Raw genomic sequence first — 12,908 nt, 5'->3', positions numbered from 1 at the left:
CCGGAGCGAGGGGCGCGGACGGTCAGTGCTGCTTGCGCGGCACCGGCTTGAGCAGCTCGGCCGGCGGCATCTCGCACTGGATCTTGCGGCCGATCAGCGCCTCGATCGGCGGCAGGGCGAAGGCGTCGTCCTCGCCGGCGAAGCTGATCGAGGTGCCGCTGGTGCCGGCACGGCCGGTGCGGCCGATGCGGTGCACGTAGTCGTCGGGATCTTCCGGCAGGGTGAAGTTGATCACGTGGCTGATGGCGTCGACGTGGATGCCGCGGCCGGCCACGTCGGTGGCCACCAGCACGCGGATCTTGCCCTCGCGGAAGCCTTCCAGCACCTTGATGCGCTTGACCTGCGGCACGTCGCCGGACATCTGCGCGGCGCTGATGCCGTCGCGGGTCAGGCGCTCCTCGATGCGGCGCACCTGGTCCTTGCGGTTGGCGAACACCATCACCCGGGTCCAGTCGTTCTGCGCGATCAGGTTGAACAGCAGCTTGTACTTGTCGGCCTCGGCCACCGCGTAGACGTGCTGCTCGACGGTGTCGCTGGCGACGTTCTCCGGCTCGATCTCGACGATGGCCGGGTTGACCGTCCACTGCTTGGCCAGGTTCATCACGTCGTCGGTGAAGGTGGCGGAGAACAGCAGGGTCTGGCGCTCGCCCTTCATCGGGGTCTGGCGGATGATCTGCCGTACCTGCGGGATGAAGCCCATGTCGAGCATGCGGTCGGCCTCGTCGAGGACCATCACCTCGACCATGTCCAGGTGCACCTCGCCGCGCTGGTTGAAGTCCAGCAGGCGGCCGGGGGTGGCGACCAGGATGTCGCAGTAGCGCGCTTCCAGCTGCTTGAGCTGCTTGTCGAAGTCCATGCCGCCGACGAAGCTCATCACGTTGAGGCCGGTGTACTTGGTCAGGTCGCGGGCGTCGTTGGCGATCTGCACCACCAGCTCGCGGGTCGGCGCGATGATCAGCGCGCGCGGCTCGCCCATGTAGCGTTCCTTCGGCGGCGGCGTGATCAGCAGCTGGGTGATGGTGGAGATCAGGAAGGCGGCGGTCTTGCCGGTGCCGGTCTGCGCCCGGCCGATGGCATCACGGCCGCGCAGGGTATGGCCGAGCACCTGGGCCTGGATCGGCGTGCAGTAGGGGAAGCCGAGGTCGTGGATGGCGTGCATCAGGCGCGCATCCAGCTTGAAGTCGTGGAAGCGGGTCTTGCCTTCGGCCGGCTCGACCACGAAGTCTTCCAGCTTCCAGTTGTCCACCGCCGGCTTGCGCGGGGTGCGTTCGCGGCGCGGGCGATCGGCCTTCGGCTTGCTGTCGCGCGGCTGGCCTTCGCCGTTCTTCTCGGCGCGCGGCTTGTCGCCACGCGGCTTGCGGGCGCGCTCGCCGTCCTGCGGGGCCGGCTGCTGCTCGGCGCGGGGGGTGGTGTTCTCGGTGTGCTGGGCGGCGTCGGCCAGGCTTTCGCCCTGGCCGCTGGCCGGGCTGGTGTTCTGGGGCAACTGGGCCTCCGGGTCTTTGCTGAAGATTTGCGTGAGTGCCTTGAGCACGGTGATCTCGATCTGCATGAGATAGATACAGACTGCAGTGTAAAGCAAGATCGGGGCCTGGCGAAGCCGCGTGGCGGCGGCGCCAGGCCCGCCGGACTCAGCCGGCCAGGCGCTCGCGCAGCCACAGGGCGATGTCGCGCAGCTCCTCGTTGACCACCTCGTGGCCCATCGGGTAATCGTGCCAGGCCACGGTCACGCCGCGCGCGGCCAGCCAGTCGTGGGCGCGGCGGCCGAGCTCGGGGGCCACCACCTGGTCGTCGCGGCCGTGCAGGCACAGCACCGGGTGGGCCTGCTGGATGGCGCCGAGCTGCTGGGCGTCCTCGAAGGTCGGCGCATAGGTGGACAGCGCCAGCACCCCGCCCAGCTCGCCGGCCCAGCGGCGGAAGGCGGTGTGCAGCACCACCGCGCCGCCCTGGGAGAAGCCGGCGAGGAAGATGCGCGCGGCGGGAATGCCGGCGGCGCGCTGCGCCTCGATCAGCGCCAGCACCGTGCTGGCGGACTCCTCCAGCTGCTCGCGGTCGATGGCGCGCTCCGGGCCGGTGGCGAGGATGTCGTACCAGGACGGCATGCTCCAGCCGCCGTTGATGGTCACCGGGCGGCTCGGCGCCTGCGGCAGCACGAAGCGCACGCCGGGCAGCACGCTCTGCAGCGCCTCGGCCACCGGCTGGAAGTCGAAGCGGTCGGCGCCGAGGCCGTGCAGCCAGATCACGCAGGCGCGGGCCGGCTCGGCGGGTTCGAGGGTCAGGGGCGGGGTATCGTGCATGGGCATTCCGTCGAAGGGCGATGGGGCCGCGCAGTGCGGCGGGGCAGGGGGGATTATCGCCGCGCCCTGCGCCCCGGCGAAAGGCGCCGGCGGCCGTCCCCTATAATCGCGGCTTTTCCTGCCGGGGGTGGCGCGATGACGGTCGCCGACAAGCCGTGGTTCGTCTATCTGGTGCGCGCCGAGAACGGCGCGCTGTACTGCGGGGTCAGCGACGACCCGCAGCGGCGCTTCGCCGCGCACCGCAGCGGCAAGGGCGCGCGCTTCTTCCACAGCAGCCCGGCGCAGGCGCTGGTCTACGTCGAGGCCTGCGCCGGCAAGGGTGCGGCGCTGTCGCGCGAGCGGGCGATCAAGCGCCTGGCCAAGCCGGCCAAGGAGCGGCTGGTGAGCGAGTGGGTGGCAGCAGAGCCTGATCCTTGTCGGGTGGGTTAGCCGCAACGCGGCGTAACCCACCAGCCAGTCCGCAGGACTGGCAGGCTCGAGTAGTGCGACCTGTGGTCGCGATGGTGGGTTACGCCGCTGCGCGGCTGACCCACCCTACGCCCTGCGGATGCGTGTTCAGGCCCGCTCCAGCTCGTCGAGGCCGAACGGCAGCGGCGGGCTCGGCCAGCGCTGGTCGAGGCGCTCGAACTCGCGGGCGACCAGGCTGGCCAGCAGCAGGTCGCGCAGCCACTTGTGGTTGGCCGGGATCAGCCGCCAGGGCGCCGGCGAGCGCTGGCTGGCAGCGAGGATGCCGGCCCAGTGCGCCTCGCGCCGATCGAACTGGCGGTGCGCCTCGAGGTCCTCGGCGCCGACCTTCCAGTGCTTGCGCGGGTCGAGCAGGCGCTTGCGCAGGCGCGCCTTCTGCTCGACGCGGGAGATCTGCAGGTAGACCTTGAGCAGGCGGATGCCGCGCCCGGCCAGCTCGTCCTCGAAGGCGGCCAGCTGCGCCAGCCGCGCGGGGATGTCCGCGGCGGCGATGAAGCCGTCGAACAGGTCGCAGGCCACGCCCTCGTAGGGGCTGCGGTTGAACAGCACGACCTCGCCAGGCGCCGGCAGGCAGCGCCGGTAGCGTTCGAGGAAACCCTCGGCGCGCTCGGCCGCCGTCGGCTGGCGGAAGCCGTGCACGGCGAGCCCCTGCGGGCCGAGGCCGGCGAACACCTGGCGGATGGCGCCGTCCTTGCCGGCGCAGTCCGGGCCCTGCAGCCAGACCAGCAGCGCCTCCTGGCGGCGCGCGCGCAGCAGCGTCTGCTGCTCGGCCAGCCACGGCCTGAGCGTCTCCAGTCGTACCCGCGCGCCGTCGCGGTCGAGGCCGCACAGCCGCTCGGCGTCGACCGGCGCCGCCGCGTGCGGGTCCCCCAGGCAGGCGTCGAGCTGGGCGTCGGACAGGCGGAGCATGGCGATTTCTCCTTGCGCTCGTTGCTGCGTAGGTGGCCCTCGGCAGGTCAGTCCTTGCGCCGCTTGAGCTGGTCCTTCAGCTTGCTCGGCAGCTGGCGGATGATCAGGGTGTCGCTGCTCTCGTCGTACTCGATCTGCGAACCCAGCAGGTGCGCCTCGAAGCTGATCGACAGGCCCTCGGCGCGCCCGGTGAAGCGGCGGAACTGGTTGAGGGTGCGCTTGTCCGCCGGGATCTCCGGGGCCAGGCCGTAGTCCTGGTTGCGGATGTGCTCGAAGAAGGCGCGCGGGTGCTCCTCGTCGATCAGCTCGGACAGCTCCTCGAGGGCGATCGGTTCGCCGCGGCGGGCCTGGCTGCTGGCGTAGTCGACCAGTGCCTCGGTCTTCTCGCGCGCCTGCTCCTCGGCCAGGTCCTCGCTCTCGACGAAGTCGCTGAATGCCTTGAGCAGGGTGCGCGTCTCGCTCGGCGCGTCGACGCCTTCCTGGCAGCCGATGAACTCGCGGAAGTACTCGGAGACCTTCTTGCCGCCCTTGCCCTTGATGAAGGAGATGTACTGCCGGGAGGTCTTGTTGTTGCGCCACTCGGACAGGTTGATGCGCGCGGCCAGGTGCAACTGGCCGAGGTCCAGATGCCTCGACGGGGTGACCTCGAGGCTGTCGGTGACCGCCACGCCCTCGCTGTGGTGCAGCAGGGCGATGGCCAGGTAGTCGGTCATGCCCTGCTGGTAGTGGGCGAGCAGCACGTGGCCGCCAGTGGACAGGTTGGACTCTTCCATCAGCTGCTTGAGGTGCTCGACCGCCTGGCGGCTGAAGGCGACGAAGTCGCGGCCGCCGTCGAGGTACTCGGCCAGCCAGCCGCTGAACGGGTAGGCGCCGGACTCCTCGTGGAACAGCCCCCAGACCTTGTTGGGCTTGGCGTTGTAGCTGTCGTTGAGGTCGGCCAGCAGGTTGTCGATGGCCTGCGATTCGCCCAGCTCGCTGTCGCGGGCGTGCAGCGTGGCGGGGTTGCCGTCGGGCTTCTTGTCGATCAGGTGGACGATGGCGTGACGGATCGGCATGGCGGTCTCGTGGCGGGAAATTCGGATGCGTCAGTGTAACCGATGGGTGGCGCCGGACGGTCCGCCAGGCATATCCGAGTGTTATCCTCGTCTTTTGCCTGCTGGAGACCCCCATGAGCTCGCTTTGGCGCCACTGCGGCTGGATGCTGCTGGGCAGTTCGCTGATCCTCGCCCTGTCGCTGGGCGTGCGCCACGGCTTCGGCCTGTTCCTGCCGCCGATGAGCGCCGAGTTCGGCTGGGGCCGCGAGGTGTTCGCCTTCGCCATCGCCCTGCAGAACCTGATCTGGGGCCTGATCCAGCCGTTCACCGGCGCCTTCGCCGACCGCTTCGGGGTCAGGCGCACCGTGCTGATCGGCGGCGTGCTCTACGTCGCCGGCCTGGCGCTGATGGCCTTCAGCGACTCGCCGGCCTCGCTGTCGCTGAGCGCCGGCCTCTTGATCGGCCTCGGGCTGTCCGGCACCTCGTTCTCGGTGCTGCTCGGCGCCGTCGGCCAGGCCGCGCCGGTGGAGAAGCGCAGCATGGCCATGGGCGTCGCCGCTGCGGCCGGCTCGTTCGGCCAGTTCGTCATGCTGCCGGGCAGCCTCGGGCTGATTTCCTGGCTCGGCTGGTCGGGAGCGCTGCTGGCGCTGGCCGCGCTGATCGCCCTGATCCTGCCGCTGGCGAGCATGCTGCGCGCGCCGGCGCAGGCCGTCGCGCACGGCCCGGTGCAGACCCTCGGCGAGGCCTTGCGCGAGGCGGCCGGGCATTCCGGCTTCTGGCTGCTGGCGCTGGGCTTCTTCGTCTGCGGCTTCCAGGTGGTGTTCATCGGCGTGCACCTGCCGGCCTACCTGGTCGACCAGCACCTGCCGGCGCAGGTCGGCACCACGGTGCTGGCGCTGGTCGGCCTGTTCAACGTGTTCGGCACCTACACCGCCGGCTGGCTGGGCAGCTGCTACGCGAAACCGAAGCTGCTCGCCGCGCTGTACCTGATCCGCGGGGTGGTGATCGTCGCCTTCCTGTGGGCGCCGCTGTCGGAGTGGACGGCCTATGCCTTCGGCATGGCCATGGGCTTCCTGTGGCTGTCGACGGTGCCGCTGACCAACGGCACGGTGGCGACCCTGTTCGGTGTGCGCAACCTGTCGATGCTCGGCGGCATCGTCTTCCTGTTCCACCAGCTCGGCTCCTTCCTCGGCGGCTGGCTGGGCGGCTACCTGTTCGACCGCACCGGCAGCTACCAGCTGGTCTGGCAGATCTGCATCGGTCTCAGCGTGATGGCCGCGCTGCTCAACTGGCCGGTGCGCGAGCAGCCGGTGGCGCGGCTGCAGGCGGAGACCGCCTGATGCGCCGCGTGCTGCCCTGGCTGGCCGGCGGCCTGCTGCTGGCGGCGCTGCTCGCCCTGGCCTGGTGGGGCTGGCAGCAGGGCGGGCTGGCGCTGCTGATGCAGGGGCTGGGCGCGTGCTGAGGGCGCGGGGTCAGGCGTTGCGCCGCAGCGCCGCGTGCTGCGGGTTGAAGGTCAGCACGGCGAGCAGGCTGCACAGCGCGGTGACGCCCAGGCAGACCAGCAGGGCGGTGACGCTCAGGCGCTCGTAGAGGGCGAAGCGCACCAGCTCCACCGCGTGGCTGAACGGGTTGAGCGCGCACAGCCAGTACAGCCACTCGCTGGCCTCGCGCATCTTCCACAGCGGGTAGAGCGCCGAGGACAGGAAGAACAGCGGGAAGATCACGAAGTTCATCACCCCGGCGAAGTTCTCCAGCTGGCGGATGCCGTTGGACAGCAACAGGCCCAGCGCGGCGAGCATCAGCGCGGCGAGCAGCAGCGCCGGCAGGGCATACAGCAGGCCCCAGGCCGGCGGCTGCACGCCGTACAGCCAGGCGATGGCGAGGAAGGCGTACACCTGCAACAGCGACAGCAGGCTGGTGGCCAGCAGCTTGGCGGCGAGCAGGAACGGGCGCGGCAGCGGGCTCATCAGCAGCACGCGCATGCTGCCCATCTCGCGGTCGTAGACCATCGACAGCGAGCCCTGCATGCCGTTGAACAGCAGGATCATGCAGGCCAGCCCCGGCACTATGTAGGTCTCGTAGGTGATGTAGGTGTCGTAGGGCTCGATGATGGCGATGCCCAGCGCGGCGCGGAAACCGGCGGCGAACACCAGCAGCCACAGCAGCGGGCGCACCAGCGCGCTGAGAAAGCGCGAGCGCTGCTGGACGAAGCGCAGCCATTCGCGCAGCACGATGCCGCGCAGGCATTCCAGATAGGCGGTCATGCGGCAACCTCCGTCAGGCGGGCGAAGCTGGCGGGCAGGTCCTCGCCGCCTTCGGCGAGGCTGGCGGCAGTGCCGCGGGCGACCAGGCGGCCGCGATGGAGGATCAGCAGCGGATCGTCGGCCTGCACCTCGTCGAACAGGTGGGTGGTCCACAGCACGGTCAGGCCGTCCTCGGCGCAGAGCGTGCGCACGTGCTGGTTGAGCGCCTGGCGGCTGGCCGGGTCGAGGCCGGCGCTGGCCTCGTCGAGCAGCAGCAGCAGCGGGCGGTGCAGCAGCGCGCGGGCGATCTCCACGCGGCGGCGGTGGCCGCCGTTGAGCGCGCGCACCGGCTCGCGGCGGCGCTCGGCGAGCTGCTGGCGGTCCAGCTCCAGCTCGATGCGCTCGGCCGCCACGCCACGCGGCAGGCCGTGCAGGGCGGCGTGGTAGCGCAGGTTCTGCTCCACCGAGAGGTCGAGGTCGAGGGTGCTCTGCTGGAACACCACGCCGATCTGTGCCAGCGCGCGGCGCGGCTGCTGGCGGATCGAGCAGTCGCCGATGCGGATGTCGCCCTCCTGCAGGTCGTAGAGGCGGGTGAGCAGGGCGATCAGGGTCGACTTGCCGGCGCCGTTGGGGCCGAGCAGGGCGTTGAAGCGCCCGGGCGCCAGGGCGAAATCCAGCCCGGCCAGCGCCTGGCGCGCGCCGTAGGCGAAGCCGACCCCGGACACCTCGAGGCCGATCATGGCGTCACCACCACGCCCCACGGGTAGCGGCCGACCTTGATCGACTTGGTGACCTTGAGGCTGTCCAGGTCGATCACCGAGACATCGCCGCTGACCCCGTTGGTGGTCAAGAGCTGCTTCTCGCCGGGGGTGAAGGCCATGTGCCAGACGCGGCGGCCGACCAGCAGGTAGTCGAGCACCTCGTAGGTCCTGGCGTCGACCACCGCCACGTGGTTGGCCGGGCCGAGGGCGACGAAGGCGTACCTGCCGTCGGCGGTCAGCTTGACGCCCACCGGCTGCACCTTGTCCGGGTGCACGCCCTTGATGGCGAAGTTCAGGGTCTTCACCGGCTGGCGGGTGGCGACGTCGATCACCGTGACGGTGCCGCCGATCTCCGCCGAGGCCCACAGCAGCTTGCCGTCCTGGCTGAACTCGACGTGGCGCGGGCGCTGGTCGACCTGGGTGTTGTCGACCAGCTCGTGGGTGGTGGTGTCGATCCAGTGCAGCATGCTGGTGGTTTCGCTGGTGTTCACCGCCCACTTGCCGTCCGGGCTGACCGCCATGCCTTCCGGCTCGACGCCGACGTCGATCTGCGCCTTGACCTGCTCGCTGTCGACGTCGACCACGGTGACCAGCGCGTCGTCCTCGTTGGAGATGTACAACCACTGGTTGTTGGGGTGCAGGGCGAACTGCTCGGGGTCGGCGCCGGAGGGCAGTTCCTTGACGATCTTGCGGCTGGCCAGGTCCATCACCTGCACGCGGTCGGAGTCGCTGGCGCAGATGTACAGCAGCTTGTTGTCGCTGGACAGGGTCAGGCCGCGCGGGCGCATGCCGACCTCGAGGGTCGCCACCGTCTCCAGCTTGTCCAGGTCGATCACGCTGAGGTTGTTGTCCTTCTCGTTGGACACGTAGGCGGTGGCGGCGAGGGCGCTGCCGGCGGCGAGCAGCAGCGGGGCGGAGATGAGGCGGGCAAGGCGGGACGCGTGCATGTGATGTTCTACCTTCTTGTTGTCATTGGCGGGGTACGGCGGCGTGTGCGGCCAGGCGCTGCAGATAGCCGATGGCCTCGCTCTCGCCGGCCGCGGCCGACTTCTCGAGCCAGCGCCGGCCTTCCGCCGGGTCGGCGGGGACGCCGCGGCCTTCGCTCAGGGCCACGCCCCAGTGGTAGCGGGCCAGGCTGACGTAGGGCGCGTCATCCGGCTGGCTGGCGCCCCGGCGCATCAGCTCGGCGGACTTGCCCAGGTCTACCGGCATGCCGGATCCGGATTCGTACATCTGCGCCAGCCAGATCATCGAGTAGACGTCGTTCCAGCGCCGGATGCAGTCCTCGAAGATCTGCATGGCCGCCGCATGGTTGCCGGTCTTCTCGGCGGCGTAGCCGTACAGGCATTTGATGCGCTTGTCGCTGTCGATGTACGCCTCGTAACTCAGGTCGCTGGTTTCCTGGGCCAGCGCCAGGGGACTGCACAGCAGTAGTGGGAGCGTGAGATAGCGCATGCTTCAGAGATCCTTCTCGTTGAGGCGGCAGCGGCTTTCCGGGCGGTCGTAGCCCAGGCTGTCGAGGTCGGTGACCGGGTGCAGGAAGCCGTCCTGCGGCGAGGTGGTGACCAGCGCGCGCGGCTGCACCACCGGGATCGGCTGGCGCAGCTGGCCGTTCCAGTCGCGGAAGCTCAGCTTGCGGCCCTTGAAGCCGTCCAGCGGCAGCTCGGCGGACAGCGCCAGCTGGCGGATCGCCGCGGGATCGCTGCTCTTCAGCTTGTTCGCCGCGGTGGCGATGCTGCGCACGGCGATCCAGGCGGCGAAGTCGCGGTCGTTCATCCAGCGTTTCGCGTGTTCCTCGAAGCGCTTCTGCAACTGGGCTGCGCCGTAGGTTTCCACGGTCTTGTGCCAGCCGGTCGGGGTCAGGCCCTGGGTGCCGGCCACCGGGCGCGGGTACCAGGTGTGGTAGGGCACGTACTCGCCGAAGTCGCCGCGTTCGTCGGCGACCAGCACCACGTCGTACTCGGCGGTCTGGGTGAACAGCGGCATCTCGGCCTGGGCGCTGCGGCGCTGGTCGTTGTCGAAGGTCCACGGCTTCTCGGCGACGATCTTCACGCCGAAGCGCCTGGCGGCGCGGCGCAGGGCGTCGGCGTAGGCCTGGTCGTCGGCGGTCGGGCCGGGGATCAGCAGGGCGCGCTGCCACTTGCGCGCGGCGAGGAACTGGCCGAGGGCGTCGGCGAGCATGGCGCGGCTGGGCAGGGTGTGCAGCACGTTGGCCGCGCAGGCGTCGGTGCGCAGGCTGTCGTCGGCGCTGCCGGCGTTGAGCAGCAGGCTGTCCGGCATGGCTGCGGCCAGCTGGCGCAGGCTGTCGGCCGGGGCGTTGACCACGAACAGGCGCAGGCCGGACTCGTGCAGGGCGCGCGCCTGCTCCAGCAGCGCTGAGGGGCTGGCGGCCTCGACGCTGTCCAGGCGATAGCTGTGCTTGAGGAAGCGCCCGGTGCTGTTGCTGTCCTCGATGGCCAGCTCGGCGCCGCGCAGGCCGGCGTCGGTCGGCTCGGGGATGACGTTGGACAGCACCGGGCCGCGCTCCGGGGTGTAGCCGAGGTAGCCGATGCGCACTTCCAGCGCGGCGCTGGCCGGGCCGGCCGCGAGCAGGCCGAGGGTGGTGATCAGGCAGGGCAGCAGGGTACGCATGGCAGCCTCCGATGGGGTTGCTGCCAGCTTAGGAAGGGAGTGGGGGCAGGCAAATATGCAGAAAGTACCGCCGGACCGGTACCAAGGTACTGATTCGGCGGCGGGATGCTGCTCTTAGCATGGACTCCGACAACAACAAGTACAGGAGCCTTGCCCATGTCCCCGCTCAGAACCCTGGCCCTGCCTGCCGTGCTGATCCTCTCCATGCTCGGCTTCGATGGCGCCCACGCCGCCGGCGACCTGACCCGGCGCACCGAAGCCTTGCCCGACCTGGTGATGGGCTCGGAAGCCAGCGACTACAGCCTGTCGCAGACCGAGTACCGCCTGGAAACCGGCAAGGCCTACCAGCTGAAGATCATCGCCAGCGGACGCAAGGAGTACGCCTTCCAGGCGCCGGAGTTCGCCGGCGCCATCTACCTGCGCAAGGTCGAGGCCGGCGGTGTCGAGGTCAAGGCGACCACCCTCAACGAGCTGGAGTTCGAGGACGCCGGCGAGGCGGAGATCTTCTTCGTGCCGATCAAGCCGGGCAAGTACCGCTTCTACGCCAAGGGCCTGGAAGGCAAGGGCATGCTCGGCGTGTTCGTGGTGCGCTGATTCGCCGCCCCTGCGAGGCCTGATCCCGTGGCTGCGCCGCTTTCCGCCCTCGGCCGCGCCAGCCTGCTGGTCAGCGGCCTGTTCCTCGCCGTGCTGCTGGTGTGCCTGGCGCTGCTGCTGCGCCAGGCCGAGCTGGACATCCGCCGCGAGCTGCAGGCCGCCGACAGCGTGGCGCGCTTCCTCGCCCTGCGCGCGGCGGACGATCCGGCGCTGCTCGACGAGAGCCTGACCGCCAACCTGCGCCACCTCGAACTGGACTGGGGGGGCGGCGCTAGGGCCAGCAGCGACACGGCGGACAACCCCCTTGCCTTGTGGGCCGCCGGGCGCTTCGCCGACCTGCCGGTGTACCGGGTGGCGCTGGCCGACGGCCGCAGCCTGAGCATCCGCGTCAGTCCCGTCGACGAGCTGGACGAGGTGTGGGAGTCGCTGCTGCAGCTGCTGGCGCTGTTTCTCGTCGCCTGGCTGCTGTGCCTGGGCGCCAGCGCCTGGCTGGTGCGCCGGGGGCTGACGCTGCTCACCGACATCCTGCGCGCCCTGCAGGCGATCGCCGGCGGTGCGCTGGACACCCGCCTGCCGGCCTATGCCCAGCCCGAGGCGCGCCGGCTGGCCGGGCAGGTCAACGCCATGGCCCAGGCCCTGCAGCAGGCCGGCGCCGACAACCAGGCGCTGACCGCGGCGCTGCTGGAGACCCAGGAGCGCGAACGCACCCGCCTGGCCCAGGCGCTGCACGACGACCTCGGCCAGATCCTCGCCGGCATGCGCGCCCAGCTCTACCTGCTCGACGCCTGCCGCGAGTCGCCGCAGCAGGTCGCGGCGATCAGCCGGCGCCTGCAGGACAACGGCGAGCAGATGCAGCAGAGCTTCCGCAGCCTGGTGCGCGACCTCTATCCGGTGGTGCTGGAACGCCTCGGTCTCGGCGAGGCGGTGCGCCAGCACGTCGAGCAGTGGCAGGCGCAGCAGGGCATCGCCTGCGAACTGGAGCTGGACGCGGCGCTGCCGCGGCTGCGCGACGAGGCGCGCGCACACGTCTATCGCCTGCTGCAGGAGGCGCTGACCAACGTCGCCCGGCATGCCGGCGCGCGCGGGGTGCGGGTCGGCCTGACCTGCCGCGGCGCGCTGCTGCGCCTGGAGGTGTGCGACGACGGCCGCGGCCTGCCGGCCGAACTGCGCGAGGGCGTCGGTCTGCGCTCGATGCGCGAGAGGGCGCGCTGCCTCGGCGGCGCCCTGCAACTGCACGGCGCCGCGCCCCGCGGCCTGCGCCTGTGCGTGGATATTCCGTGGCGGGAGTGGACGACATGCACATCCTGATAGTCGACGACCATGCGGTGGTGCGCCAGGGCTACGCCAGCCTGCTGGCGACCCTGCTCGAGGACGTTTCCGTGAGCGAGGCGGCCAGCGGCGAGGAAGCCCTGCAGCGGGTGGCCCAGGGCTGCCCGGACCTCTTGATTCTCGATGTCGGCCTGCCCGGCATCAGCGGCCTGGAGACCGCGCGGCGCCTGCTGGCGCGCCACGCCGGGCTGCGCGTGCTGTTCTTCAGCATGCACGACGAGCTGCCGGTGGTGCGCAAGGCGCTGGAGGCCGGCGCCAGCGGCTACCTGACCAAGAGCGCGCCGCCGCAGGTGCTGCTGGAGGCGGTGCGCAAGGTGCTGGCCGGGCACACCTACCTCGAGCACGGCCTGGCCACCGCGCTGGCCTGCTCCGGCCAGGAGGACCAGGACCCGCGCCTTCGCGGCATGACCCAGCGCGAGCTGGAGATCTTCGTCATGCTCGCCCGCGGCGTCGGCCTGCGGCAGATCGCCGAGAAGCTGTGCATCAGCGCCAAGACCGTGTCCAACTACCAGACCCTGCTGAAGAACAAGCTGCAGGTCGCCAGCCAGGGTGAACTGGTGCACCTGGCCATCGACACCGGCCTGCTGCGGGTGGGGCAAGTCGGGGCGTAGGGCAGGCCGCAGGACAGGACCGTAGGGTAGAAAACCC

At 70.6% G+C, this 12,908-nt stretch carries 15 protein-coding genes; 6 read left to right on the top strand and 9 right to left on the bottom strand.

What is annotated here, in order from left to right; translation table 11 throughout:
- Window positions 1-22: 22 nt before the first annotated feature.
- Complete coding sequence (rhlB, locus tag E5198_RS08770; protein WP_136489643.1) at window positions 23-1,531, bottom strand: ATP-dependent RNA helicase RhlB; 1,509 nt, start codon at window positions 1,529-1,531, stop codon at window positions 23-25.
- Between the two features lie 97 nt (window positions 1,532-1,628).
- Window positions 1,629-2,294: an alpha/beta hydrolase gene (locus E5198_RS08765; RefSeq protein WP_136489617.1), complete on the bottom strand. Its 666-nt coding sequence runs from the start codon at window positions 2,292-2,294 to the stop codon at window positions 1,629-1,631.
- A 135-nt stretch (window positions 2,295-2,429) separates the two neighbouring features.
- Between E5198_RS08765 and E5198_RS08760 the strand changes: the two genes are divergently transcribed.
- Window positions 2,430-2,723: a GIY-YIG nuclease family protein gene (locus E5198_RS08760; RefSeq protein ID WP_136489616.1), complete on the top strand. Its 294-nt coding sequence runs from the start codon at window positions 2,430-2,432 to the stop codon at window positions 2,721-2,723.
- Between the two features lie 126 nt (window positions 2,724-2,849).
- Here E5198_RS08760 and E5198_RS08755 read toward each other — a convergent pair whose 3' ends face one another.
- Together E5198_RS08755 and yejK are read right to left on the bottom strand one after the other, a co-directional pair.
- On the bottom strand, window positions 2,850-3,668 hold the full coding sequence (locus E5198_RS08755; RefSeq protein WP_178084057.1) for a polyphosphate kinase 2 family protein: 819 nt from the start codon (window positions 3,666-3,668) through the stop codon (window positions 2,850-2,852).
- A 47-nt stretch (window positions 3,669-3,715) separates the two neighbouring features.
- Entirely contained in the window at window positions 3,716-4,723 is a 1,008-nt protein-coding gene (gene yejK / locus E5198_RS08750) for a nucleoid-associated protein YejK (RefSeq protein WP_136489615.1), read from the bottom strand.
- Window positions 4,724-4,836: 113 nt separating this feature from the next.
- On the opposite strand from yejK, the gene E5198_RS08745 reads away from it, so the two are divergent.
- Together E5198_RS08745 and E5198_RS21980 are read left to right on the top strand one after the other, a co-directional pair.
- Window positions 4,837-6,042, top strand: coding sequence for an MFS transporter (locus tag E5198_RS08745; RefSeq protein WP_136489614.1), 1,206 nt, complete (start codon window positions 4,837-4,839; stop codon window positions 6,040-6,042).
- Complete coding sequence (locus E5198_RS21980) at window positions 6,042-6,164, top strand: hypothetical protein (protein WP_256659015.1); 123 nt, start codon at window positions 6,042-6,044, stop codon at window positions 6,162-6,164. The genes E5198_RS08745 and E5198_RS21980 overlap by 1 nt, the downstream gene beginning before the upstream one ends.
- A gap of 10 nt (window positions 6,165-6,174) precedes the next feature.
- Here the strand turns inward: E5198_RS21980 and E5198_RS08740 are convergent, their stop codons facing one another.
- The 5 genes from E5198_RS08740 to E5198_RS08720 are packed head-to-tail and all read right to left on the bottom strand — an operon-like array spanning window position 6,175 to window position 10,337.
- Window positions 6,175-6,966, bottom strand: a complete 792-nt coding sequence (locus tag E5198_RS08740; RefSeq protein WP_136489613.1) for an ABC transporter permease — start codon at window positions 6,964-6,966, stop codon at window positions 6,175-6,177.
- Window positions 6,963-7,685, bottom strand: coding sequence for an ABC transporter ATP-binding protein (locus E5198_RS08735; RefSeq protein ID WP_136489612.1), 723 nt, complete (start codon window positions 7,683-7,685; stop codon window positions 6,963-6,965). The genes E5198_RS08740 and E5198_RS08735 overlap by 4 nt, the downstream gene beginning before the upstream one ends.
- Window positions 7,682-8,653 carry a YVTN family beta-propeller repeat protein gene (locus tag E5198_RS08730; protein WP_136489611.1) on the bottom strand — a complete coding sequence of 324 codons (972 nt, stop codon included), beginning with the start codon at window positions 8,651-8,653 and terminating at the stop codon, window positions 7,682-7,684. The genes E5198_RS08735 and E5198_RS08730 overlap by 4 nt, the downstream gene beginning before the upstream one ends.
- Window positions 8,654-8,675: 22 nt before the next feature.
- On the bottom strand, window positions 8,676-9,161 hold the full coding sequence (locus E5198_RS08725) for a tetratricopeptide repeat protein (RefSeq protein WP_136489610.1): 486 nt from the start codon (window positions 9,159-9,161) through the stop codon (window positions 8,676-8,678).
- Window positions 9,162-9,164: 3 nt separating this feature from the next.
- Window positions 9,165-10,337, bottom strand: a complete 1,173-nt coding sequence (locus E5198_RS08720) for an ABC transporter substrate-binding protein (protein ID WP_136489609.1) — start codon at window positions 10,335-10,337, stop codon at window positions 9,165-9,167.
- A gap of 156 nt (window positions 10,338-10,493) precedes the next feature.
- On the opposite strand from E5198_RS08720, the gene E5198_RS08715 reads away from it, so the two are divergent.
- Genes E5198_RS08715 through E5198_RS08705 form a run of 3 tightly spaced genes read left to right on the top strand, consistent with a single transcriptional unit; the run spans window position 10,494 to window position 12,871 of the window.
- A complete protein-coding gene (locus E5198_RS08715) occupies window positions 10,494-10,931 on the top strand; it encodes a copper-binding protein (protein WP_136489608.1) in 438 nt (145 codons plus the stop codon).
- A 27-nt stretch (window positions 10,932-10,958) separates the two neighbouring features.
- A complete protein-coding gene (locus E5198_RS08710) occupies window positions 10,959-12,239 on the top strand; it encodes a sensor histidine kinase (RefSeq protein WP_136489607.1) in 1,281 nt (426 codons plus the stop codon).
- A complete protein-coding gene (locus E5198_RS08705) occupies window positions 12,227-12,871 on the top strand; it encodes a response regulator transcription factor (RefSeq protein ID WP_136489606.1) in 645 nt (214 codons plus the stop codon). The genes E5198_RS08710 and E5198_RS08705 overlap by 13 nt, the downstream gene beginning before the upstream one ends.
- Window positions 12,872-12,908: the final 37 nt, after the last annotated feature.

This window comes from Pseudomonas sp. A-1, assembly GCF_004801855.1.
Taxonomy (GTDB): domain Bacteria; phylum Pseudomonadota; class Gammaproteobacteria; order Pseudomonadales; family Pseudomonadaceae; genus Geopseudomonas.
Note: the sequence above shows the minus strand (reverse complement) of the source record. Positions and strands in the feature narration are given on the sequence as shown.